Here is a 24,505-nt window from a genome sequence, read left to right on the forward strand (position 1 = left end):
TAATGAATGAAGAAATTATTTGAATATGTGTTGTTGACAATTGGAGCGATTATTGTAGCTGGTTCGTTAGAGCTTATTTTAGCACCAAACGGATTGGTAGATGGCGGGGTAACGGCTATTGCGATTATGGCGAATAAGGTTGCAGGATTACCGCTTTATGGCGTGTTTTTAGGTTTGAATATTCCTATCTTATTATTCACAGCAAAGGTTATGGGGAAAAAGTTTTTCATACGAACGTCTTATGCGAACGTTATAACTACGCTCGGTTTAATTTATTTAAAACCGTTTCCAGCTATTACAACATCTGAATTACTCATTGTATTATACGGTGGTGTATTGTTTGGAGTAGGGGTTGGGATTGTTGTGAAGATGGGTGGTGCCATTGACGGAACAGAAATGCTAGCGGTCTGGATGAATAAACATTTTAAAGTACCAATTAGTACATTTTTAATGGCTGTGAATGCCGTTATTTTCGTATTTGTTGCTATTTTGTTCTCAATCGAGCAAGCGATGTTCTCGTTAGCGATTTTCTATATCGTTACAAAAATGATTGATTTCATATTAGATGGTATTAATCAAGGAAAGAGCGTAATGATTATATCAGGTAAGAATGAAGAAATTGGCGAGCTGCTTATGAAAGAGCTGCAACTTTCTGTTACGTATCTGCACGGAGAAGGTGGTTTTTTAGGAGAGCAGCGGAAAATTATTTATTGTATTACAAACCGCTTTATTTATCCAAAGATGAAAGATCTCGTTCTCTCTGTAGATCCAAGTGCCATAATAGAAGCTTCTTTCTCAACTGAAACAACAGGTGTTAAACGACCAGGTATCTCCTCTCGTTCAGGGCAGTCACCAACTTAAACGGATAGTTAGAGTATGTAAATAAAAAGAGCTTTCACCATCAATCTTTTTGATGATGGAAGCTCTTTTTTTATTAAGAAAACCATGCCTTTCTTAATAAATGTACGACAGTTGTAATTTCATCTTCCGTTAATCCACCAAATCCTAGTAAAACATAGGATTCCTTCTGTAGTTCATTTACTGAATCGTAAATAGAAATGGGATAAACCTTTACGTTTTTTTCAGCAGCTGTTTGAATCAGTTCTCGTTCGTTCATACCGTTATGAACATGTAACACAATATGAAGCCCAGATTGATCTCCGAGTATATCAACGTGTGTCCCCATCTGTTCGTGCAATGTTTTTATTAATCGTTGGTGCTTCTTTTTATATAATGTACGAATCCGGTTTACATGTCGATTCCAATCGCCTTTTTTAATAAATGTAGTGAAAGCAAGTTGCTGTATTTTTGAGACGGTTTGCTTAAAAATTGTGCCGTGCTTTTTATATATTTCTAATAGATGATTCGGAAGTACGATATAACCCATTCGTAAAGAAGGTAAAAATGATTTTGAAAAAGTTCCCATGTAGATAACACGCTCATTTGTATCTAAACCTTGCAAAGAAGGGATAGGCTTTCCAACATAGCGAAATTCCCCATCATAATCGTCTTCAATGACATAATTTTTATGATCATTTGCCCATCTTAATAATTCCAATCTTCGTGATAATGGCATAATCATGCCATAAGGGAATTGATGCGAAGGAGTGACATAGGCAACATTTGCATCACAATTATACAGAGCTGGAACATGAATGCCTTTCTCATCTAATGGAATAGGATGGATAGCAAGTCCGCAGCTTTGCATAATTGCTTTTACACGGTGAAACCCAGGGTTTTCGACCGCATATGTTTTGTGATGTCCAAGTAGTTGGATGAGTAACCAGAGAAGCGGCTGTGTACCAGCTCCAATAATAACTTGATCTGGTGAACAATGAACGCCGCGTGCATGATACAAATAATGAGAAATGTGAGCTCGCAGCTCATATTCTCCTTGGGGGTCTTCTTTTGTAAATAAGTCATTTTCGTTTTCTAATAAACAATCCTGTAGAGCACGTTTCCAATTGGTGAGTGGGAAAGCGGTTTGGTCTACACGTCCTTGACTACAATCAAAAACCTCATCTTCCTTTTGTGTTATTACGAGAGGAAGAGATGAAACAGGCTGTTTGGTTGGCATAATATCAACATCTACTTCAGCAACAAAGATACCACGTTTCTGCTTACTTTCAACATAACCTTCTGCCGATAACTGTTGATAAGCGGATTCCACTGTGATTCGGCTTACGCCTAGCTGCAGTGCTAAGTTACGATGAGAAGGAAGACGTGTTCCAGTGAGAATTGTTCCTTTTACGATTTCTTGTTTTATAAAGTTATAAATTTGTACGTAAAGAGGAATTGTACTTTCTATTTGTAACGGAATAATTAAATCCATGGCATTCTCTCCTGAAAATCTGGCCTTATAAAAAAGAAATAAACTGCCACTTAAGAAAAGGGCACATTCTTTTTATACTGATAATATATAACATTTTGAAAATTTCATAAAGTGATAGGGGAGAAAATCGATGAACGTTCAAGAAATAAAAACAGTAGGGCAATTTCGTGAGGTATTACCGATTTTGCAACAGTTACGACCTGCACTTACAAAAGAGGAAGCACAATCGCTATTGCATAAGATGAGAGAAGAACGGTATCAATTGTTTTCGTTATTTAATGAGGAAGGGGAAGCGGCTTGCCTTGCCGGAGTGGCGGTTTGTACAAACTTTTACAACAAGAAACACGTCTTTATATATGATCTTGTAACTGCAGAATCTCATCGTTCAAAAGGATATGGAGAAGCATTGCTATCGCATATAGAGGGGTGGGGGAAAGAACAGGGGTGTACTTGCGTGGTCCTTACGTCCGCTTTCCCACGTGTAGATGCGCATCGTTTTTATGAAAGAGAAGGGTATGAGAAGGTGAGCTATGCATTTCATAAGGAATTAAAATAAAGAAGAGGCATGCCTCTTCTTTATTTTTGATATTGCATTTTTCTTAAAAATTCGCAGAAGAACGCTTTGCATCTTTTGGAGAAACAAATGAAAAAGAATCTTTATTTGTTTCATTTGTTTCATTTGTTTTTTGATCTTGAACTTGCTGGATTGCTAGTACTTGATTATTTCTAGTTGCGAGTGCGTCTTGTATTCCTTTTGTCATAAGTTTAATGAAGAGAATCGTGATAAAGAATGTAACGAGTGTATAAAAAATAATCCACATCGAAAGATTCATTTCATAATAATTTAAACCAATTAGACCTGCCCAATCGTTAGAGAGAGAGGCGTACTTAATTTCGCCATGACCCATGTCTCTTTGCTGCACGCCACCGATAATAATTTGGAATAATGCTAAATGAATAACAAGTATGAGTGTTTGGACAATTTGTTCCATAAATAATATAAATAAACGGTTAAGTAATAAAACTCGTAAATGTTTTTTTATAATATGAAAACGGCTGGCGCCCATTAATTGTGAGCTTAATATATAGTCACGTTGCATAAACTCATCAACTTCTGAAGAAATATATAAAGTAAGTGTTGGGAGTGCAACGAAAATGAGTACAATAGCTTGATAAAAGGCAAACGAAATATTTGGATTTAAGTCATCCGCATTAGAAACCATCCTAATATTGACTGGTGCTATGAGTATAAAGGCAATAAAAACAGTTGGAATATAATAAAAGATTTCTGAGCATGCTCGTACAAATTTTTTCAGACGTGCTGTGTATAAACTTAGTAGAACACCTAAAAATGTTCCGAATACAATGCGAAGAAAACTAATTGCAATGGCAAATAAAATTGTGAATTTCGCACCTTCTAAAATTTGAAGGGAAATAGCCTCTCCAAAACGATCAGAGCCAAAGGGGGGCATCAGTGTTGGTGAAAAAGGCGCCTTCCCGAGAAGTTCGTGATTATCGTTGTAAAGAAGTCGAGGTGCTATAGTAGTATCATCTTTAAAGAACCAGCCGTAAATGAAACTTGCAGAAACAAGAATGACAAGATAGGTAAAGCCGATAACAAACCGTTTCGATCTCCAGATAGACTTCATACTGTTTCTCCTTTCACTTGTTTTTGCCATCTATTCATCATGTAAGAAATGATTTGGAAGAGTATATAGAATGGTAGTAAGATCATTATGAGCAAAACGAATGTAACGGAAGCAGAAAATGAGCCCATTCTAAATAAAAATTGAATAATCCCGCTCATATTAAATACAAATTCTAAAACGAATAAATTAGAAAGTAAGAAAACAAAAATCGTTTTTAAATGGTGAAAGAAATGAATAGATATATTCTTTAATAAATGTATACACAGTATATAACTTGACGAAAGTCCTTTTCCGTAAGCTACTTCTACATAGTGCTTTTCATGTTCTTCTTTTATGTATAAAACCATCATACGAAACATTTGTAATGTAGGTAAAACTGTTAAAGATAAAATAGGGAGCAAATATGCACGGTTTTCTCTAAACGAAATAATTGTAACAGGAGAATCACCAATTTGTTTTATAATCCAAATGAAAAACATCTGCAAACAAATCATGATCATCATATCAGGAACAGCTTCTAATACAAATACCATTCTATCAATCCATTTTTTTATATTTTTCTTTGATAAGAAATATAAAAATGCCATACTGGATGAAATGAATAGAGCGAGAAAAAAGGCGGCAAATAAAATAGTAAATGAATAGATATAAGGATCAAAAACGGTTGGGAACAGAGGTATCGTTTTGAAACTACCAATGCTTGGTATGTGAATAGTCAACGATTGTAAGGAAGTAATTTCTTTTAACATGGTAGTGAAATGTTGGATAAACTGATTTGGTTGAAACGAAAATTCACCTTGATTCATAAATAAATAAGGTATGTTTAATAATAGTAAGAGTGATAGAACGATTGCGAATAGCTGTAATATAAATTGAGCTGCTTTTTTTAACATCAAACCCCTCCATAAGATGTTTTTTACAATATTATACAACGAATTACAAAGAAGTGTTTTGTTTTTTCAGAAAATATATAATAATAAAATGATAGAGACTGTATGAACGAGGTTTATGAACAAGAATATATGTTTTAACAGTATAGGAGGATATATGAAACAAATGTATTTGCAGAGGAAGAAAGTTGTTGTTAGAACAATAGAAGAGGATGATATGGAGACGTTATGGAAACAAATGTATAAGGAAGAAAAGCCGGAATGGAAAAAATGGGATGCACCATACTTTCCATTTTCCATACAGGAGTATCCAATTTATCAAGAAAATTTAATAATGAGATTGGAGAAAGAACCATATTCTCAATTTCTAATTGAAAGTGACAACGGCATAATTGGAACAATCGGTTACTATTGGGAACATAAACCAACACGTTGGTTAGAAATTGGAATCACGATTTATAATCCAGCGTATTGGAATGGTGGTTACGGTACAGAGGCGTTACGGATGTATGTTGATTTTCTATTTCAGAACATGGAGATTGGTAGAGTAGGATTAACGACATGGTCTGGAAATGAACGGATGATGAAAGTTGCAGAAAAAATCGGCATGAAATTGGAAGGTAGAATGAGAAAATGTCGTTATTATAACGGTGAATATTATGATTCAATCCGCATGGGAATGATTCGTGAAGAGTGGGAAGAGTTAAGGGCAGTGAAGGAGTGAGGAAAGATGTATGCTGTTATCGCTACATTTGATGAGAAGTTTTCGAAGCAAGTGAAAGAGATTTAGAAAGTTTAAAGTTAATCAAAGTGGACTACGAGAACAACAATCCGGTTTCTTGTAACATACTAGCAGAATACAATTTTAAGGGAATGGAGACATCAATATGACGTATGTAGTTAGAAAGATGAATGCAGAGGATATTGCTGCTGTACAAGAAGTGGCAAAATTAGTTTGGCACGATACATATAAAGGGATTATCCCGCAGGACATACAAGATAAATTTTTAGGGCAAGCATATTCCGATGAAATGATGAAGCGGCGCTTAGAGCAATCTCATTTACTCGTAGCGGAGCTAGAGGAGAAAATTGTTGGATTTGCTAATTTTTCTCTTGTTAAACATCAAAATGAAGCGGAATTAGGGGCGATTTATATATTGCCAGAACAACAAGGGAACGGAATCGGGACAACTCTATTACAAAGAGGACTAACAGTTTTAGAGGATGTAAAAAAGTTATATGTATACGTGGAAGCGGCAAATGAAAAAGGAAAATCATTTTATGAAGCAAAAGGATTTGCGATTGTTGAACAGTTTGAAGAAGATTTTGAAGGACATATGATGCAAACGATCAGAATGGTTCTACACATATAAGGTGAAAGGATGAGAGATATTGGAACGGGCTAATGAAGCAGAGGTAAAGCAAATATTATCATATGCGGCACAATCTCTATTCGAAGGAACAAGAGAAACGTGTCAGTTAAGTCAAGAAAGGGCAATCGAAATTACAAAGCCGCTATTAGAAAAAGGGGCGTATTATTTAGTTGTGAAGCGAGAAGGCGTGGTAGTAGGATGGATTCTTATTGGAGGGAATACAGATTACTTTTCAGGAGAAGAGATTGGCTTCATTTATGAGTTGTATGTTTTCCCTGAGTATCGTGGAAAAGGTTTGTCACGAAAATTAATGAAGGCTGGAATTGATGCATTACAGAAACAAGGATATGCAGAGATTCGTTTAAATGTGTTTGCAGGGAACTTTGCGAAAGAGATGTATCAAGAACTGGGATTTGTTGAAAGACAAGTAATTATGACGTTGAAACAAGATTAAAGGATAGGAAGATGTCCCTATATGCACTTTTCTTTTTGGAAAATCTTATAAGGTAAAGTAGTTATTAGCAAAATGCATTTTATGTTCGCCGTTAGTAGATTTTATATTATTAAAATAATGAATATAGTATTTTTTTTAAAAAAATCGACATTTTTCTCTTTCAATTTTTGAAATCATTGGTATAATTGTTTTGTAGAATTGATTTTTGGTTAATTTTACTAATTCGATTATTATTAAGGGGGAATTTTAATGGCAGGACAAATTCGCATGAGTCCAGAGGAGCTTAAAACAAAAGCAAAACGTTATGGAGACAGTGCAGATCAAATCAACGACATACTTACTAGATTACAAAATTTGCAAAATGAATTACGCGGTGAGTGGGAGGGTCGTGCATTTGAAGGTTTTGATAGACAATTTACTGAGTTAAAACCAAAAGTGCAAAACTTCTCTCAATTATTACAGGAAATTAATCAGCAACTTAATAGTACTGCAGAAGCTGTTGCTAGACATGATGAAGATTTGTCTCGTAATTTCGGTTTGAACTAAGAAGTATTAACGCTTTGTACATGAAAAGAAAACTTATAAGTTAGCCATGCGACTTTTGTTGTATGGCTAACTTATTTTAAAGACAAGAAACAATTTAAACTTTAATAATAGGTGGACGATTAGGCATATTTTTTTATTCACAGGAGTGATCAGGGGTGAAAAAGTTTAAGTGGAGTATTTTGTTGTTTATTATTCTAGCTCTTGTGTTATCAACAGGAACTTCCTATTTAGCATTAAATCAAAAATTTAAAAAAGCAGAGGAAAAAAGTACTCCCAAAATGGCTGTTGCTTTAGTAAATGAAGATCAAGGAGCTACATTTGAAGGAAATAAAATAGCATTTGGGGATCAATTCATAAAAAACGTCGGTAAAAATAATAATCAAGAATGGTACGTAGTAAGTCGCGGAGTAGCAGAAAATGGATTGAAGAATAATAACTACAATATGATGATTGTAATTCCAAATGACTTTTCTAAGAAGGCGGTTTCTATTGATTCTGAATTCCCGGAAAAATTAACGTTAAGTTATAAGGTAAATGCTACTGGTAATGAGGATTTAAAGGCAGAAGCAGAAAATACCGCGTCTTCGATTTTAGAAGACTTTAATCGACGTATAATAGATGTTTATTTTGCTAGCATCATTGGGCAATTACAAGGTGCACAAGATAATATAGGGAAAATCGTAAATAAAGAACAAGCTAATATGAAAGCGTATAAAACGGATGTACATAGTCCTTTAGCGAACTATACGAACCAATTTAAAACTGTGCAAGATTATACGGGAGTTTCAGTTAATAGTTTTAAAGGATTTCAGGACGTTTTGAACAGATTTGAACAAACAATTGATGAAGGCGCCAAGTCCAACATGTCTTATCTAAATGGTTTCGGTGACTTTCAAAAGACACAAACAAACAATAATTTACTCGCAAACAATTTTTCAAATCAACTCAATCAGTTTACAAGTGAAATAAATACAGAGGATGTATTAAAGCAATTAAGTGCATTAGAGTTGGCAAATAAAGTAATATCGAATCAATTTAATCTTGTAGATAACCAGCCTAATATTTTAGCAGATGCAACAGCTATTCAAACATACTTAACAGATGTTACTAGCCAAATTCGAGACTACGATACAGAGCTAGCAGAGAAATTGCAAGCTGATATTGAAAAAACGATTAATGAAAAGTTAAAAAAATCTATGTCAAAGGATGGTCAACAAGAAGTATACGTAAACACACTCATGGACCAACCAGACAAGCAAATTAAGAAGAAAATCGAAAGTTTAATTAATCAATTAGCAAGCATGAATATGGAAGAAATAGATCAGCTTGCTATACCAGATGATACGAAGTTACAACTGAAAAATGTCATTCAAGTTACTGATCAGTATAACAAAGAGAATGACTTTATTTATGAAGGTACAAACGATATCCCGTTAGCAAGTACAATCAAAAATATGAAAGAGAGCCTTGCTACAGATGGATTGATTTTTAAAGATACAGAAAAAACACCTAAAATGGATTCTACTCAAACCTTTACTCTAAATATTCCTGATGGTTTTGGACTGTATGCAGATACAGGGGCTCTTGTCATTGATGATAAAGACTATACGGAGGAATTTTTGGGAAATGGGACTGTCACGCTACCAGCGCGGGATGAAGGAGATTTAACTGTCAGTGTACATGTTAAATTGTTAGATGCAAATGCAGATATAGACGTATTTTCACCGGTAACGTGGAAATGGAATTTGCAGCATAACGATGAAAAGATAACAACGCCTACAGATCCAGAAACACCACCTCCAGTTGATCAGAAGGTAGAGAATAGTAAAGAAAAAAATAAGGTTATAAAACTAGTCAATAAAGCGCAGCCCGTAGTTGTTCCAATAGTACAAACGACTGATAACAAAACAAATAATGGAACGAACGAACCGAATAAAGATGGGGATAAAACTCCAGGTGATGGGTCTAAAGAACCAAATAAAGATGGAGAAACAAAGCCAGGTGATGGGTCTAAAGAACCAAATAAAGATGGAGAAACAAAGCCAGGTGAAGGTGGAGAAACAAAGCCAGGTGAAGGTGGAGAAACAAAGCCAGGTGAAGGTGGAGAAACAAAGCCAGGTGAAGGTGGAGAAACAAAGCCAGGTGAAGGTGGAGAAACAAAGCCAGGTGAAGGTGGAGAAACAAAGCCAGGTGAAGGTGGAGAAACAAAGCCAGGTGAAGGTGGAGAAACAAAGCCAGGTGAAGGTGGAGAAACAAAGCCAGGTGAAGGTGGAGAAACAAAGCCAGGTGAAGGCGGGGAAACAAAGCCAGGTGAAGGTGATAATAACGGACAAACAACTGAACGTACAAGTAACCAAATTACACATCAAAAATCGGAAAGCTTATATCCAGATTCATCAAATGTATTAATTAAAGATGCTATACAAACGGTACAAAGTTATCAAGAACTGTTAAGCCTGTATCAATTATATTATGGGTTTGATATGAAGGAAGCAGATATAAAAGAAACGTTGGAACAAGGGACATTAGATGCTATTGCCACAGAGAAATCCCTGTACTACATGTTAAACAAACAAAATGTAATCGATATGATTGCGAATCTTGTTTCATCTGACATTCATGAAGAAGTTAAATCTGATATGAATGAGTTAAAACAAAAAATAAGTGCATATCATCAATTAGTGAATCAGGCTAACCAAAATTCAGCTCATTTAGCAGAAATGCTAAATCAAACAACAGAACACGCTAACATAATGAATCAAAGCTTAGGCAAGTATTTAAATACTTTAGCAAACTGGCGTGAGAATAGTTTGAAATTATTGGATGAACAAAAAACAATTGTAGGCAGTCGAGATGGAGAACAGACGGCTATATTAGCATTAGATTCTGGATTTAAATCATTGTTAACACAGAGTCAATCATTGGCTGAGAGTTCAAAAGGCAATCTGGTAGTATCCGATGGGGTATATAAAACGTTTGATCAAATTAATAATCAAGCAAAAGAAATTCAAGATAGTGGCGTAACAATTGTATCAAAAGCGGATAATCTATTAGCTGATTTTACGAAGAAGATTGAGGATGACAAATCCTTTTCGAAAAACTTTACAAAAGTGTTGGCAAATAGCCGCGTTGGAGAACGTCAAAATGAAAATTTATATCAATTTCTAGCAAATCCAGTTCAAAAGCAAAATGATGGCACTATTACAGCTGGAAATGCATTTACACCATATTTAATCGTGTTAGTATGCTTTATTGTTTCTTTATTTACGTCATATGCAATTGCGAATCAAGAAAGAAAACGCAGTCAAACAGATGAGTTCAAAGAAGAATTATCCATGATAGATTTAAATTTACCAATTACAGTAGTTGCCTTTGGTATTGCCATTGTAGAAGGAATCAGCATTGGTATGATTTCTGGGCATCTATTGGAATTTAGTGATACTCGAAATCTAATTTGGATTTCTTTCATAACAGTAATAATGGCGGCATTTGTCTTTGTTTCAACATACTTATTACGTCAAGTGAAAATGATAGGAATGTTTGTTTTATTGGTGTTCTTAAGTATGTATTTATTTTTAACAGATGCAGTAGGAATGAATGTAAACAAAATGTCATACGTCGGTAAAATACGTGAGTTTTCACCACTTCAGTATATTGAAGGATTTTTAAACAACTATATAAGTGGTAAAAATGATGGACATGTTATTTTCGCTGTACTTCTTGTTATAGCTATCGCTGGGTTAATTATTAATCTATTTGTATGGCATAGAAGGTGGGAGGAAAAAGAGTTAGATGATCAAACAGTGGAGAATATTAGCTAAATTATCATTTGTTTTTTTCCTTTTCTTGTTTGTCGCGCTACCAATAAGGTGCGCGGCAGACAGTTACCTTGATGATGATGGAAAGATAGAGTTTAAAGTAGATCGTGTGGAACAAACGGATCAAGAAATAAATAAAAAGGGACAACAAGAAACGGAACTAGACAAAGCGGCAATAGAATTATTTAATCCAACAGTAGAAAAAGAGATTGACGAAAAACAAAAGAAAGAAAAGAAAGAGATGAAAGAGTTGAATGATTCTTTGTTTCTAGATACAAAGAAAGTTAATGATGTGAAGGAAGCGAAGAAAAGTTTATTTGATAAAAACTATATAGTGAAAGAAAGTTCTGGTGAAATAGATAGTAATCAGTCAACAAGTGGAGAATCAATAAGTAAAACGATGACAGGTCTATTCATTGGGGGAATTGTGTTTATTTGTATCGGGATTTATATCATTCTTCGAAAAACATGGGCATAAGGGGAAATACGAATGGTTATTCAAACGCATATTAATGTCACTGTAGATTTTAATAAATGGAACGGAAATACATATGATTTACGCATTCCAAATCATCAATCCGTTAAATATTTATTAAAAAATTTAATGGAAACATTGAAGGTTGAAAATCACGATAAGTCACATTATGTAATAAAGGTTGTAAATAAATCAATCGTATTAACAGATGACGATCGGCTAGTAGACTATCAAGTAACAGATGGAGATGTATTGCAAGTACTGTAAGCGATGTCTTATATAAATACAAATTAAAAAACCGACATAACCCCCTTCTTTTTAGGTGGGAGAGAGCATCCGGCCATGCATAGAAGCGATAAGATCCTTTTCCTGCCCAGACATAGTGAAAACAAAGAGAGAAAATGAGTGCAGGTCACCTTTTGTTATCCATAGCCGTGGCTTATATGTCGAAAAATCAAAATGGATTTACATAGTAGAATAGAAGAATATTTAAGATTCATAGGACAAAATTTAGCTTATGATTAAAAGGAGTAGAGGACGAAAATGACGGAGAAAATGATTCAGATTGATTCGATGGATTATCGATTTGAAATAGATGAAAATACTTGGAAATTAGAACTTGCTAAATCACAAACTCAAGTAAAAGATTTCCGTCAATTAGATGTATTAACGGAAAAATCATCGATCTTTATACCAGTAATAATAGAGGAACGAGATGATGCATTTACTTTTACATTTTCAGTAGATAAAAAATTGAATAAATGGGATGACTTAAAGGGACTAGGAAGAAATGAAAAATTACGGTTACTTCGAAATATAGCTCGTTTTAAAGAGTATTTACATAGAAGAATCACTTTCTTTTTACATCCTGAAAATTTAGTATTTGATGCGAATTATATGCCCTACATTGTTCATCGGGGAATTCGAGATATTGTTCCGCCTAAACCATTAACAGAAGAGCAGTTTTTAACGCAATATAAATGTTTAATTATCGCGTTGTTCTCAAAAAAGTATAGCTATGATGATTTATATACTGGTTTATTGGAAAATGCAAAAGAAACAACATTTGAACAAAATGTCGGTAGCATGAACAGTTTCGATGACTTACTACATCTTCTTGATGATAGTTTTGAAAAAGAGCAAGCAAAAACAGAAAAAACGATGCAATTAGTTCCGAAAAAACGGTTTAAATTATTTAAACAATTAGCATTTTCTTTTATAGCAGCTACAGTCATTTTAGCGGCACCCCTAATATATTACACCTTTATAAAAGTACCTTATCAAAATACATTACTAGAATCTAACACACATTTCTTAGCAACTGATTATGACAAAGTAATTAGTAATTTGAGTAGTGAAGATTCGGAAGCATTGCCGTTAGCATCTAAATATGAGCTAGCGTTTTCTTACATTAAAGTAGAAAAATTATCCGAACAGCAAAAGTCGCAAATTATGAAAAATGTTAGCTTAAAGAGTGACGAAAGGTATTTGCTGTATTGGATTTATAACGGTAAAGGGAATTTTGATAAATCTTTAGATGTAGCGAAGCACGTTGATGATCCACAATTAATTATGTATGGCCTAATTAAACAAATAGAAGCAGTGAAAAACAATCCAGATTTGTCAGGAAAAGATCGAGATGAAAAGTTAAAAACATATGAACAACAATTAGATGAATATAAGAAGAAATATAGCGACAAATCCGATGGAAAGGATTTATTGAATGCTGATAACGCAAAAGATTAAACAGAGATTTGTTTAAAGCAGCATCGAAGGATATCTATTCAGTCTACGGCAGTAAAACTTTTCTTTCTGAATGATAGAGCGAATAAAGGGGAAGTGGAGAAGTATGGAGCAGCAATTACTAGCATTGAGTTATGGCAACCAATTACATAAATATCGCCTAAATCCATCTGAACGTCCTACAGTGACGATTGGGAAAGAATGGTCAAATAACATTACTAATCTTGATTTAGAAGAGTCAATTACGATGAATTGGGATCGTGAAACAGGTGTTTGGAAGATAGATGATCAGACGTTATCTTTTAATCAGGCGCATAGTATCGAACTAAAAAATCAAAGAACGTTACGTATTTGGATCACAATTGTTGAGGAAGTAGCTGTATATGATACGGCAACGAAGTATTCAATAGCAATAAGCAAAAATGACTATGATGATGTTTCGATTCGTGGAACGGAAGTAGATCTTTTGCTGATCCGTGAAACATTAGATGAACCTTTCAAAGTAAATGTATATGACGGGAATGTATACCATAATTTTTCAAAGTTAGAGAGTACGACTACGTTAGAAGATGGAGATCAATTATATTTTGATGGCGTGACAATTCAGATGGGGAACGAAGATATTCAAATTATTACAGCGAAAAATAAAGTGGAATCAACATTGCCTCGTTTGTTAGAAGGCAATAATGTCTATCATGATGGCTATCCAGATTATCATCGTTCACCACGTATTATTTACCGAGAGCCCGTTGAAAAAATGACAATCGCTAAACCATCAAGTAAACCAACGAAACCGACAGAACATCTTGCACGAATCATTGCCCCTTCACTTGTTATGATTGTGGTGACAGTGCTACTGGCAATCTTTATGCGTTATGGATTATTTATAGTAGCATCTTTGGCGATGACTTTAGTGACGATCATTGTTTCCGTTACATCCTATATTAAAAACTTAAAACAATACAAAATTGATATTATGGAACGAGACAAAAGTTATAGAGCGTACATAAAACAAAAAACGAAAGACTTATATGTGGAAATTGAAAAACAACGACATGCGCTTCACTATCATTATCCAGATGTTGTAGAAATCCGTAATATGGCGGTCAAAGTAAACTCGCGCATATACGAAAAGACAATGCTGCACCACGATTTCTTAACGTACCGGGTTGGAACAGGCCATACGGATACTAGCTTTGAAATTCAGTTTAACGAAGAAGAGTTTAGTCAAACAAAAGATGAGCTTGTTGATATGGCACGTGAATTAAGACAGCAATACATCTCACTGCAACAAGTTCCAGTCGTAACGGATTTAATGAATGGACCAGTCGGCTATATCGGACAGCGTTCATTAGTGTTAGAGCAGTTGCAGCTCTTAGTGGTACAAACAACTTTATTTCACAGTTACTATGACCTGCAGTTTATTACGATTTTCCCTGAAGAGGAAAAAAATAAGTGGGATTGGATGCGCTGGTTACCACATGCAAGTGTACGCGATATTAATGTGCGTGGTTTCGTATACCATGATCGGAGTCGGGACCAAGTATTGAATAGTCTGTATCAAATATTAAAAGACCGCAAAATGAAAGTAGATGAAAAAGGTTCTTCAAATGAAAAAATATATTTTGCACCGCATTATGTTGTACTCATTACAGACGAAAAACTAATCTTAGATCATGTTGTCATGGAATTCTTTAATGAAGATCCAACTGAATTAGGTGTATCACTCATATTTGTTCAAGATGTCATGCAAAGTTTACCGGAACATGTGAAAACAGTAATTGATATAAGAGATGCAAAAAAAGGAAATATCATCTTAGAACAAGGTGAACTTGTAAATCGTCAGTTCGCACTGGATCATTTTCCAAAAGAATTTAACTTGGAGGATATCACTCGTGCATTAGCACCGCTTAATCATTTACAAAACTTGAAAAATAGTATTCCGGAAAGTGTAACATTTTTAGAAATGTATGGTGTCGAAAAGGTCACCGAATTAAATATTACAGGGCGCTGGTCACAAAATGCAGCTCATAAATCATTAGCTGTACCACTTGGTCTGCGCGGCAAAGAAGATATTGTGAATTTGAACTTACATGAAAAAGCGCACGGGCCACATGGATTAGTAGCCGGTACGACAGGATCTGGTAAATCAGAGATTATTCAATCCTATATTTTATCTCTTGCTGTTAATTTCCACCCATATGAAGTAGCATTTCTACTCATTGACTATAAGGGCGGTGGAATGGCGAATCTATTTAAAAACTTACCTCACTTACTGGGGACTATTACGAATTTAGATGGCGCACAAAGTATGCGCGCACTCGCTTCCATTAAAGCGGAATTGCAAAAACGACAACGCTTATTTGGCGAAAACGATGTGAACCATATTAACCAATATCAAAAGCTATACAAAGAAGGTTTAGTGAAAGAACCGATGCCGCATTTATTCTTAATCAGTGATGAATTCGCGGAACTTAAGTCAGAACAGCCTGAATTCATGAAAGAATTAGTTTCAACAGCACGTATCGGGCGTTCCTTAGGAATCCATTTAATACTAGCTACACAAAAACCAAGTGGGGTCGTAGATGATCAAATTTGGAGTAACTCGAAATTTAAATTAGCGCTCAAAGTTCAAAATACGTCAGATAGTAACGAAATTTTAAAAACACCTGACGCTGCAGAAATTACATTACCAGGACGCGCATACTTACAAGTCGGAAATAATGAAATCTATGAATTATTCCAATCCGCATGGAGCGGTGCCGACTATATCGAAAACAAAGATGACCAAGAGCATCTTGACGCAACCATATATGCGATCAATGATTTAGGACAATATGAAATTTTAAGTGAAGACTTAAGTGGACTTGGGAATAACAAAGAAATCACAAGCGTTCCTTCTGAACTTGATGCAGTTATCGATTATATTCATGATTACACAGAAGACAGACAAATTGAAGCGCTCGCAAGACCATGGTTACCACCGCTTCCAGAAAAAATATTCCTGCAAGACTTACATCCAGTTCACTTTAAAGAAGCGTGGAATGAAGCGAAGAAACCACTGCAAGCAACAATTGGTTTACTAGACCAACCTGAATTACAAGCACAAACACCACTAACATTAGACATAAGTAAAGATGGACATGTTGCCGTCTTCTCAAGCCCAGGGTACGGAAAATCTACTTTCTTACAATCAGTGATTATGGATGTAGCACGTCAGAATAGTCCGGAGCACTTACATGTATACTTAGTCGACCTTGGTACGAATGGTCTCTTACCACTGAAAGGATTACCACATGTTGCGGATACGATTACGATTGACGAAGCAGAAAAATGCTTAAAGTTAGTTGAAAGATTAACGCAAGAGATGAAAAAACGTAAACGTATGTTAAGTGAATATGATGTTGCCAGCATGGAAATGTACGAGAAAGCTAGCGGCAAAGAAATGCCGAATATTATCGTTGCAATTGATAATTACGATGCGGTAAAAGAAGCTAGATTTTACGAAGACTTTGAAATGTTCATTATGCAAATTGTCAGAGAAGGTGCTAGTGTAGGTATTCACGCATTAATTAGTGCAGGACGACAAAATGCACTGCGCATTCAGTTATACAGTAACATTAAGCTACAAACATGTCTATATATGATTGATCAAAGTGAAATCTCAAGCATTGTAGGTCGATCTGATCTGAAAGTAGAAGAAATGGCAGGAAGAGCAATTATAAAACTAGATTCACCGACAGTATTCCAGTCAGCATTACCGACAAAAGCAGAAGACGAACTACAACAAATTCAATTATTACAACAAGAAGCAAGTGAAATGGATCAAGGATGGGATGGAGAACGTCCGAAGGCAATTCCAATGATGCCAGAAGTCATTGACCTCCTAACATATCGTAAAAACAAGGACGTTGCCAAAGCACTACAAGCAGGACAAGTTCCACTGGGCCTTGACTTCACAAATGTAGAAGTCGTTGCGCATGATATTGCGGTTAACGATCATTTAATGGTTTACAGTGTAGATGATAGTATTAGAAAACAAATCGTATCAAGTATACTCTCCCAAATGAATAAAGACTATTTTGAGAGGGTAACATTAGTAGATACAGCCGAGTATAGCTTCGTTCAGTATAAAGAGAATGTGACTCATTACATCGTAGATGAAAATGAAGTAAACGTTCATGTGAAATACTGGATGGAAGTCATTCGCGAACGATCTCTCGAACTATCACAAGCAAGACAAGAAGGTAGAGAAATACCAGTGTTTACAAAACAGCTCATCATTATGACAAACGTTGAAGAATTTAGCAGACTCGTTTACCTAGAAACAGACGACGCAACGACTTTAATCGATCTATCTCGTGCAGTTGGTATTTACTTCGTCCTAGCAGGACATCATGACTATATCGATCGAAATAGAGATGCTTTCCCAATGAAAATACGAAGTAAATTAACATCAGGAATCATCGCGATGGCATTAAACGATCAAAGCATCTTTAGTATCAAATACGTAAGTAACGAACCAGCTTTAGGGAAAGATGAAGTCTATTACTACCAAAAAGGAAGCATTATGAAACTCAAAATGCCAAGAGTAACTAACGAGGTGACAGTATGAAGAAGAAAAAGAAAGTTAAGGGGATGATTATTATGACGATAGTAGCGTCTTTATTAGGCGGATGTGGTTCATCTAAACCAGAAGCTCTAAAGGGAACGAAAATAGAGTATGAAAGATTAGTAAAGGCGTTAGATGAAGGGGATATGCAGATGGTAATGACTCAGAGTGATGATGGGTATGCGTATGTAGAAGAACAAGGTATATATAGCACGGATGAGAAAAAAGGAGATGAAGAACACACAAAAGTAATCTATCAAACTACAGAAGGTGTGTATTATACGAAAGATAAAAGTTTATATGGAAATACAGGACAGCGGGTTGTTACTAAAATAGAGAATGAAAAAGAAAAAGGACCATTAAAAAGTTATAAGGAAGAAGATGTATATAATACAAATATTATGTATAAAAAGGGGCAAGGGATAAATTCGAATCAAAGTCTAGATGTTTCAAATGTGAAATTAATTATAGATCGTTTACAAGGAATTGGAAAATTAAAACCTAAAAATGATAGAGCAGGATTTGATGAGCCAAAAGGGGTTTATTATAGCTTAACAGAATCACAATTTCAGGAAATTATTAATGATAAACTGCAATTGCAATATGATAAATTTGGAGATGCAACAATTAGTTTGTATTTTACTCAAGCTAAAGATTACAAAGAAAATCCTATGCAAATAAGTAGCATAGAAATGGGAATTAGTTATGACAAACAAAATGAAGAAGGTATGATGTTACAGCATAGGCAACAAATAATAGTAAATTTTAGGGATAAAGAATACAATACTGAAAATGCGAAAACAAAGTACCTAGAGTATGAAAAAAGTTTTAATAGCAATAAATAAATTTGAAGGGTGTGATGATGTATGGCGGATGGACAAGTCTTTCAATTATCCAATGCAGTGGGAAAGCTACAACTAGCAGGGAAGGATATTTATAACTTTGATGAGGGAACAGGAAGATACGCGGATAAATCGAAAGCAAAAAAAAACTTACAAGACCGATTCAATGCTACACTTGTAGATTCTCTGACGGATAAAGTCACTGGATTTGGAGGTTATGCTCTCCAAGATAATAAAACAGGTGAAATTATAATAGTATATGTAGGAACGAAACCAGATCAAATCTCCACCATTTTGACGGATGCTGGAATTGGTATTCATAACTTGACTAATTCACCAATAATTGGGGCATCTATAGCATATTATGATTTAGGAAATCATTTTTACAAAAGAGTTAAGAACAATCCGGACTTAGCAGGTAAACACATAACTGTAATTGGACATTCATTAGGTGGAGGAACAGCTAATACAGTTAAAATAAGAAATCAAAAGGATAATCTCTCTGTATTAACTTTAAATCCAGCTCCTCTTTTGCATAAGGACGTTGGGATATACGGTGATGGTTCTAATCTGAAGGATGCTTGGAATTTGATAAATCAGTATGATCCTTTGTACAAGGGCAATAGCATTGGAGATTTTAGAATTCCTGGACAGGTATTTATGATGGAGAATGGGGCAGACCATTCCTATGCTCCGGAGAAGAGCGCTAAATATTTTGATAGAGATGGACAGCCAATTTGGGACGAGTTTAAAGTTGGGAATAATACAGGAGCTGATAGGACTCCCGGTTATATTGAGTTGTCAAAATTAGCAGCAGCGGTGTATACGGGTATTACCGGGAAAAAAGCCCCTAGTGCTCTGGAAGAAGATGCAGTCCGCTCGATGCTAAATGTTCAACCAGTTGGTAAAGTAATATATGGAATAACATACCTTGCAGATGTTAATGCAGCCGTGACTAAGAGAATAAGCACGTCCGTAGCTAGCCACCCAAATTTAGGTGCAGCCTTAAGAGCCATGGACACGCTTAGAGGAGAGAGTGTGGCATCTAGTTTAGTAGCTATAAATGAAAGCGGTAAAGCAGTAGATAAAGCAATAGACTTGATTGAAACAAAAATAGATGCGGCTAGAGAAGAGGTTGTGGAATTTAGTACACAAGCTATAAGTAAAATCGGTGATGCAGTAGATGCAGCTAGAGAAGAGGTTGTGGAATTTAGTACACAAGCTATAAGTAAAACCGGTGATGTAGTAGATGCAGTTAGAGAAGAGGTTGTGGAATTTAGTACACAAGCTATAAGTAAAACCGGTGATGCAGTAGATGCAGCTAGAGAAGAGGTTGTGGAATTTAGTACACAAGCTATAAGTAAAATCGGTGATGCGGTAGATGCAGCAATAGACTTGATTGAAACAAAATTAGCTAAATGTAAAGAGAAAGTGTTAGAAGTATTAAAAGCAGCCTTTAATGCAGCGATAGATGTTTTTGTGGGAGCTCTTATGGTGTATTTGAACCCAGGTGAAATTATAGCAATCGCGAGAGAAGTAGCACCATCTCTTTTTAAAGATTTTTTAGATATGTTTAAAGGTGATTTTGTCATTGATACAAATATTACTGCAGTCGTAGAAAGTCATATAAGAAGCCATCGTCAATCACTTCTTAATCTCTTTATGAACGATAGCAGAAAAGGCATAGATCGTTCATTGCTTGGTGAAATTTCTAAAGATGTGAAGGAGCTAGCAAAAGATTTAGGGGAATTAAAGGAGGATGTTTCCTCTGCAGTTACTTCCATGATGGCAAAAGATGAAGAGTTAGGGACGGTAGCATATTATTGATAGGTTCTAAAAGTAGTTTGAAAGTTTCAGATATTTATAGAACATATAAGTAAGGAGAAATGTTATGGATTTGCATTTGATTATGAGTAAAGTTCATAGTACATTTTCGGATAATGGTGGACGAGATCAAATATTGGGTGTAGTGAAACAACTTGAAAATGCAGCAACTTCTTTAACAACAGATATTAGAAGTTTAGAGAGCGGCATTGATACACATATGAAAGGGAAAACACGAGATGCATTCACTGATCGGATTCGTCAGTTAGAAAAAAAACGGCAAAAGATAGAAGAGAAAATTAATGCATTAAAAGGGACGGTTAATTAATATGAAAGATTATATGGAGACGGTATTACCATTAGGAAGTGTAGTAAGATTAAGTTCTGATGAAGATGCAGATTATGTTATTACAACAAGAGGTGTGTTATTTGATGATACAACATTCTATGATTATGGAGGAGTGTTACATCCATTAGGTTTGACGGGAGAAACATATAAACTCTTTAATCATTCAGATATTGTACAAGTTCAATTTGAAGGATACCGAAACAAAATTGAAGGCCAATTTGCATCTGGATTTAAAACATGGCGTAATGAGTTTGTTGAAAAGGTAATGGAAACAAAGAAAAAAGAGCAGACAGATCAGTTAGCTGAAACGAAGGAATAAAAATGATAAGCCTTCCTCTTTCTAAATGGAGAAAGGGGAAGGCTTATTTAAATTGTTCGGAAATAACTTTATCGCAAACTGACATATAAATGAATTGCAGCAATTAACAATAGCGTGAAACAATATATGAGAGATTACGAAAAATTAATAGGGTATGTATGCGATGAGATGATGCAGTACATATATAAATAAAAATTAAAAAAACGACATAAAAGCCCTCTTTCTTTTTAGGAGGGCGAGAGCATCTGGCCATGCATAGAAACGGTTAGGACCTTTTTCTGCCACATACAAGATTTAAAACAAAAGGAGCAAGCGAGTGCAGATCATGTTGTATTCTGCATAGCAGCGACTTACATGTCGAAAAATTAAAATGAATATATAGAAGATAATCAACTTGATATGATTTCGCCTATGTATCATATATTTAGTGGTAATGAAGATCTACAGTATGTTGATATTAAAATTGCAGTAGATATTCAATAATATATGAAGATTATGGTTTTAATTTTCATAATAATGGTTCTGCTATTATCTTGATTCGGAGGGATTTCATGGGATTATTTTCGCGGGAAAGAAAGGTGTTCTTCAAGCACAAGTGTGCAGATGAAAATGGTGAGCTTGTCAAGCGAAAAATATTGAACAAAGTGTCAGAATCTGATTGTGTAATAACTGCTGAAATGATTGAGGGTTTGCTTTCATACCCTGAACTTGAGAAAGAAATTACAAAGATTTTATCCGTCAGTAGCCAAGATTTATTACACATGATTATTATTGATTTTGGTACATTTACATTTCCCGTTAAAGTATCAAAAACGACGAAAGTGATTATTCATATTGTCCCAGTTGATGAAATAAGAGATTCACCATTTTCTGATATTAAAGTGATTGGTTTTATATATAAGAAAAAATCTACTGATCAAGAGATAGAAAGAATATCAGAGTGGATGTTAGAATTTAAAGCACTATGTGATCAAATGTCAAAACATAATGAGTTGCTTCAAAAGGGATAGTTTTGAATATGATGAATAGCAAGAAAGCCTTCTCTTTTCGTTAAAATGAGGAGGTTTTTATTATTAATCTAAATGATTTAAGAGAATGTAGTCAAAGGTGGGACAATTAGATGTGGAAAATACAAGAGGAAGATTTAGATGAATTTAAAATGACATGTAGATGGCGCTTAAGTCCTGAAGGTGCTACGGGATTTATGATAGGAACGATAATTTTTGTTTCATTAATAATGTTTTTTCTTATTGGTACTTTAGTAACGTTTGGTTGGAACTACTATACTACTTTCTTTGAGAAAATAATCGTTAAAACTGAACTTGTTCTATATGGCTTGCAAATAATCTTTTTAATTCCATATTCATTTCCAAAAGCGCGTTTTAAATTTCAAAGGTTACAAACGCTTGTTGTATTATTATATGCATTTCAATTAGGAACGATAGTATTTACAATGTTAATACTTCCTGGAATGTCGGATTATTCAATTGACCAAATTACATTAACGTATGTAGGATTATTAGTTCTAGGAGCAGTGATTATTCATATTGTGACCACGCTTGATACTTTTAAACAGGCTAGTGAAGGTGCGTTTAGTATGGATGAAAGATCCGCTTCGTTTTTTAGCAACACAAAATGGAATGTGATGATGGGGAGTATAATATATGCACTAGTTCTTCTTGTTTTGATTTATTTTCACAATGATTATGAATTTGATACGTTAGCTATGTATGTGGTAGGGACTATTATAATGTATACAATAGCAATCGGTGCAGCTGAATTTCAACTATTAGCCTATTGTAGATTTAAATTTAAATCATTTAACATAACGTGGGAAGAAAATGAGAGAGCACGTCAGAAAAGAATAGAATTTTATGAAGAAATGGAAAACGAAAAGGATGAAGAAGTACACTGAGTCAAGCATGTATCAAATTCTAATTTCATACATGCTATAAACTTCTAATTCATAAGTAACCTCTGTAGAAAGGAATGTAGTATCTTGGATAAAAATCCCGAAACTATAAAAACAGAAAAAGGTTTTTTTGAAAGTATAATAGCACCTATCATTGTAGGGATTATGCTTATCTTTTTAATCCTATATAAAGTAGCAGAGTTTTTAGGGAAATGGATTATTATATTAGGAATACTATTTTTTATTGTTGCTATATTTCTTTGTATATACCTGAAAGAATATGAAGGTATATTGGGTGGTGTAATAGGCTTAATAGTAATGTTACTGCCATATTTTGTGTTTATTAGAAAAAGTAAAAAGGGTTAATTCAATATTGAATACTAAAAAACGCTCCTTTTGCTCTACTTTCAATTTATCTACAAAAATATAGTTATTACATGAATGAAGTGAAAATAACAAAAGAGTCTCATAAATCTGAGGGCATTAAAAAAGTCCATTGAAAGAGAAAAAAAGATATGGTTGATTATCTTCTGTTGCTCTCTGTATATGAGTGTGGTTTTCAATCATTATTTAAAGTAGGTACTACGCTCTACTGTCCAAGTATGCGTATTCGTAATGGTTAATCCGTTTCTCATCTTAATCTGTTCCTTCATTTTTCACCTTAGGAATAGAAAGGATGATAGTTTAAACGTACCGAGAAGTACTGTGGTGAATTAAGAACATGTTTTGATGTAGAAACATAAATCAAAATAGATTTATAATGCCGAAATTAATAGGAGAATCGTATGGAGAAATATTATATTTATGAATCAAAAGTCAAAGTAATTGGATTCTTTTTTTTCATTGTTGCAGTTGAAGTCTTGTTGTTGCTTTTTGTTATGTACGCTTTTTCGTCTGAGGAACCTTACTATATAAGTGGATCTATAGTTGGAGTCGGTACATTAATCACGTTAGCTGCTTTTTGGAAAATATTTAAGAAGATTATTAATAGAAAACCAGCTGTCATTTTAGAGTCAGAATATATTACCATTAATAATGATTCTAAAAATCCTGTAAAAATTGCTTTAAAAGATGTAAATGGTATTTTACCCTATAAAGTTCACAGGTATTGGTACCTCGGAATTCTGATGGATGATAATGTTGAAGAACAATATATCGCTTCTATACCATCAAAGGGACAACGGATGTACCGAATTAATAAGCGTACCGGATTTATACCATTCAATATTCAAATGTTATTATTAAGGATCGATAGGGAAACGTTACTTGCTAAGTTAGAAGAGTATCATATGAACGTTTTAGTTCCAGAAGATGAAGCACAGTAATATAACGGAAGCAGCAGCTTGAGTTCATTTTTGAGCTTTTTT

The 24,505-nt window shown here is 34.6% G+C and carries 21 protein-coding genes and 4 pseudogenes; 22 read left to right on the forward strand and 3 right to left on the reverse strand.

Annotated elements, in window-relative coordinates; all coding sequences use genetic code 11:
• Positions 1 to 6: 6 nt before the first annotated feature.
• Positions 7 to 861 carry a YitT family protein gene (locus QUF99_RS13675; RefSeq protein ID WP_289370738.1) on the forward strand — a complete coding sequence of 285 codons (855 nt, stop codon included), beginning with the start codon at positions 7 to 9 and terminating at the stop codon, positions 859 to 861.
• 73 nt (positions 862 to 934) lie between these two features.
• Here QUF99_RS13675 and pdxR read toward each other — a convergent pair whose 3' ends face one another.
• Positions 935 to 2,332 (reverse strand): MocR-like pyridoxine biosynthesis transcription factor PdxR, encoded by a 1,398-nt coding sequence (gene pdxR, locus QUF99_RS13680; RefSeq protein ID WP_289370739.1) that lies wholly within the window; start codon positions 2,330 to 2,332, stop codon positions 935 to 937.
• Positions 2,333 to 2,462: 130 nt separating this feature from the next.
• Here pdxR and QUF99_RS13685 point away from each other — a divergent pair, with 130 nt between their 5' ends.
• Positions 2,463 to 2,888, forward strand: coding sequence for a GNAT family N-acetyltransferase (locus QUF99_RS13685; RefSeq protein WP_289370740.1), 426 nt, complete (start codon positions 2,463 to 2,465; stop codon positions 2,886 to 2,888).
• Positions 2,889 to 2,931: 43 nt separating this feature from the next.
• Here QUF99_RS13685 and QUF99_RS13690 read toward each other — a convergent pair whose 3' ends face one another.
• Both QUF99_RS13690 and QUF99_RS13695 read right to left on the reverse strand, forming a co-directional pair.
• Positions 2,932 to 3,981 (reverse strand): ABC transporter permease, encoded by a 1,050-nt coding sequence (locus QUF99_RS13690; RefSeq protein WP_289370741.1) that lies wholly within the window; start codon positions 3,979 to 3,981, stop codon positions 2,932 to 2,934.
• A complete protein-coding gene (locus tag QUF99_RS13695; RefSeq protein ID WP_289370742.1) occupies positions 3,978 to 4,874 on the reverse strand; it encodes an ABC transporter permease subunit in 897 nt (298 codons plus the stop codon). Before QUF99_RS13695 ends, QUF99_RS13690 begins: the two co-directional genes overlap by 4 nt.
• Positions 4,875 to 5,028: 154 nt before the next feature.
• Between QUF99_RS13695 and QUF99_RS13700 the strand changes: the two genes are divergently transcribed.
• The 20 genes and pseudogenes from QUF99_RS13700 to QUF99_RS13790 all read left to right on the forward strand — a co-directional run bounded on the left by QUF99_RS13700 (position 5,029) and on the right by QUF99_RS13790 (position 24,463).
• Complete coding sequence (locus tag QUF99_RS13700; RefSeq protein ID WP_289370743.1) at positions 5,029 to 5,595, forward strand: GNAT family N-acetyltransferase; 567 nt, start codon at positions 5,029 to 5,031, stop codon at positions 5,593 to 5,595.
• Between the two features lie 65 nt (positions 5,596 to 5,660).
• Positions 5,661 to 5,762, forward strand: a pseudogene (locus QUF99_RS13705) (2'-5' RNA ligase family protein); the annotation flags it as partial.
• Positions 5,759 to 6,244 (forward strand): GNAT family N-acetyltransferase, encoded by a 486-nt coding sequence (locus QUF99_RS13710; protein WP_289370745.1) that lies wholly within the window; start codon positions 5,759 to 5,761, stop codon positions 6,242 to 6,244. The pseudogene QUF99_RS13705 and the gene QUF99_RS13710, both read left to right, overlap by 4 nt.
• A gap of 16 nt (positions 6,245 to 6,260) precedes the next feature.
• Positions 6,261 to 6,698 (forward strand): GNAT family N-acetyltransferase, encoded by a 438-nt coding sequence (locus tag QUF99_RS13715; RefSeq protein ID WP_289374644.1) that lies wholly within the window; start codon positions 6,261 to 6,263, stop codon positions 6,696 to 6,698.
• 249 nt (positions 6,699 to 6,947) lie between these two features.
• The gene (locus QUF99_RS13720; protein ID WP_289370747.1) at positions 6,948 to 7,244 is read left to right on the forward strand and encodes a WXG100 family type VII secretion target; all 297 of its coding nucleotides are present in this window, start codon (positions 6,948 to 6,950) and stop codon (positions 7,242 to 7,244) included.
• A gap of 155 nt (positions 7,245 to 7,399) precedes the next feature.
• A complete protein-coding gene (esaA, locus tag QUF99_RS13725) occupies positions 7,400 to 11,065 on the forward strand; it encodes a type VII secretion protein EsaA (protein WP_289370748.1) in 3,666 nt (1,221 codons plus the stop codon).
• Positions 11,037 to 11,540 (forward strand): type VII secretion protein EssA, encoded by a 504-nt coding sequence (gene essA / locus QUF99_RS13730; protein WP_289370749.1) that lies wholly within the window; start codon positions 11,037 to 11,039, stop codon positions 11,538 to 11,540. The genes esaA and essA overlap by 29 nt, the downstream gene beginning before the upstream one ends.
• Before the next feature lie 12 nt (positions 11,541 to 11,552).
• Positions 11,553 to 11,804: an EsaB/YukD family protein gene (locus QUF99_RS13735; protein WP_289370751.1), complete on the forward strand. Its 252-nt coding sequence runs from the start codon at positions 11,553 to 11,555 to the stop codon at positions 11,802 to 11,804.
• A gap of 276 nt (positions 11,805 to 12,080) precedes the next feature.
• Positions 12,081 to 13,283: a type VII secretion protein EssB gene (essB, locus tag QUF99_RS13740; protein WP_289370752.1), complete on the forward strand. Its 1,203-nt coding sequence runs from the start codon at positions 12,081 to 12,083 to the stop codon at positions 13,281 to 13,283.
• 103 nt (positions 13,284 to 13,386) lie between these two features.
• A pseudogene (locus tag QUF99_RS28715) lies at positions 13,387 to 13,671 on the forward strand (FtsK/SpoIIIE N-terminal domain-containing protein); the annotation flags it as partial.
• Positions 13,666 to 17,895, forward strand: a pseudogene (essC, locus tag QUF99_RS13745) (type VII secretion protein EssC); the annotation flags it as partial. The pseudogenes QUF99_RS28715 and essC, both read left to right, overlap by 6 nt.
• Positions 17,892 to 18,737 (forward strand): DUF3952 domain-containing protein, encoded by an 846-nt coding sequence (locus tag QUF99_RS13750; protein WP_289370756.1) that lies wholly within the window; start codon positions 17,892 to 17,894, stop codon positions 18,735 to 18,737. The pseudogene essC and the gene QUF99_RS13750, both read left to right, overlap by 4 nt.
• 21 nt (positions 18,738 to 18,758) lie before the next feature.
• A complete protein-coding gene (locus QUF99_RS13755) occupies positions 18,759 to 20,561 on the forward strand; it encodes an alpha/beta hydrolase family protein (protein ID WP_289370758.1) in 1,803 nt (600 codons plus the stop codon).
• A gap of 64 nt (positions 20,562 to 20,625) precedes the next feature.
• The gene (locus QUF99_RS13760; protein ID WP_289370759.1) at positions 20,626 to 20,886 is read left to right on the forward strand and encodes a hypothetical protein; all 261 of its coding nucleotides are present in this window, start codon (positions 20,626 to 20,628) and stop codon (positions 20,884 to 20,886) included.
• A 1-nt stretch (position 20,887) separates the two neighbouring features.
• Positions 20,888 to 21,226: a DUF4176 domain-containing protein gene (locus QUF99_RS13765; RefSeq protein ID WP_289370760.1), complete on the forward strand. Its 339-nt coding sequence runs from the start codon at positions 20,888 to 20,890 to the stop codon at positions 21,224 to 21,226.
• 372 nt (positions 21,227 to 21,598) lie between these two features.
• Positions 21,599 to 21,709: pseudogene (locus QUF99_RS13770) on the forward strand (DUF5085 family protein); the annotation flags it as partial.
• Between the two features lie 68 nt (positions 21,710 to 21,777).
• The gene (locus QUF99_RS13775; RefSeq protein ID WP_289370762.1) at positions 21,778 to 22,236 is read left to right on the forward strand and encodes a hypothetical protein; all 459 of its coding nucleotides are present in this window, start codon (positions 21,778 to 21,780) and stop codon (positions 22,234 to 22,236) included.
• A gap of 110 nt (positions 22,237 to 22,346) precedes the next feature.
• On the forward strand, positions 22,347 to 23,141 hold the full coding sequence (locus tag QUF99_RS13780) for a hypothetical protein (protein WP_289370764.1): 795 nt from the start codon (positions 22,347 to 22,349) through the stop codon (positions 23,139 to 23,141).
• A gap of 84 nt (positions 23,142 to 23,225) precedes the next feature.
• Complete coding sequence (locus tag QUF99_RS13785) at positions 23,226 to 23,504, forward strand: hypothetical protein (protein ID WP_289370765.1); 279 nt, start codon at positions 23,226 to 23,228, stop codon at positions 23,502 to 23,504.
• A 419-nt stretch (positions 23,505 to 23,923) separates the two neighbouring features.
• On the forward strand, positions 23,924 to 24,463 hold the full coding sequence (locus tag QUF99_RS13790) for an STM3941 family protein (protein WP_289370766.1): 540 nt from the start codon (positions 23,924 to 23,926) through the stop codon (positions 24,461 to 24,463).
• Positions 24,464 to 24,505 lie beyond the last annotated feature (42 nt).

Source organism: Bacillus sp. DX4.1 (genome assembly GCF_030348195.1).
In the GTDB taxonomy this organism is placed as follows: domain Bacteria; phylum Bacillota; class Bacilli; order Bacillales; family Bacillaceae_G; genus Bacillus_A.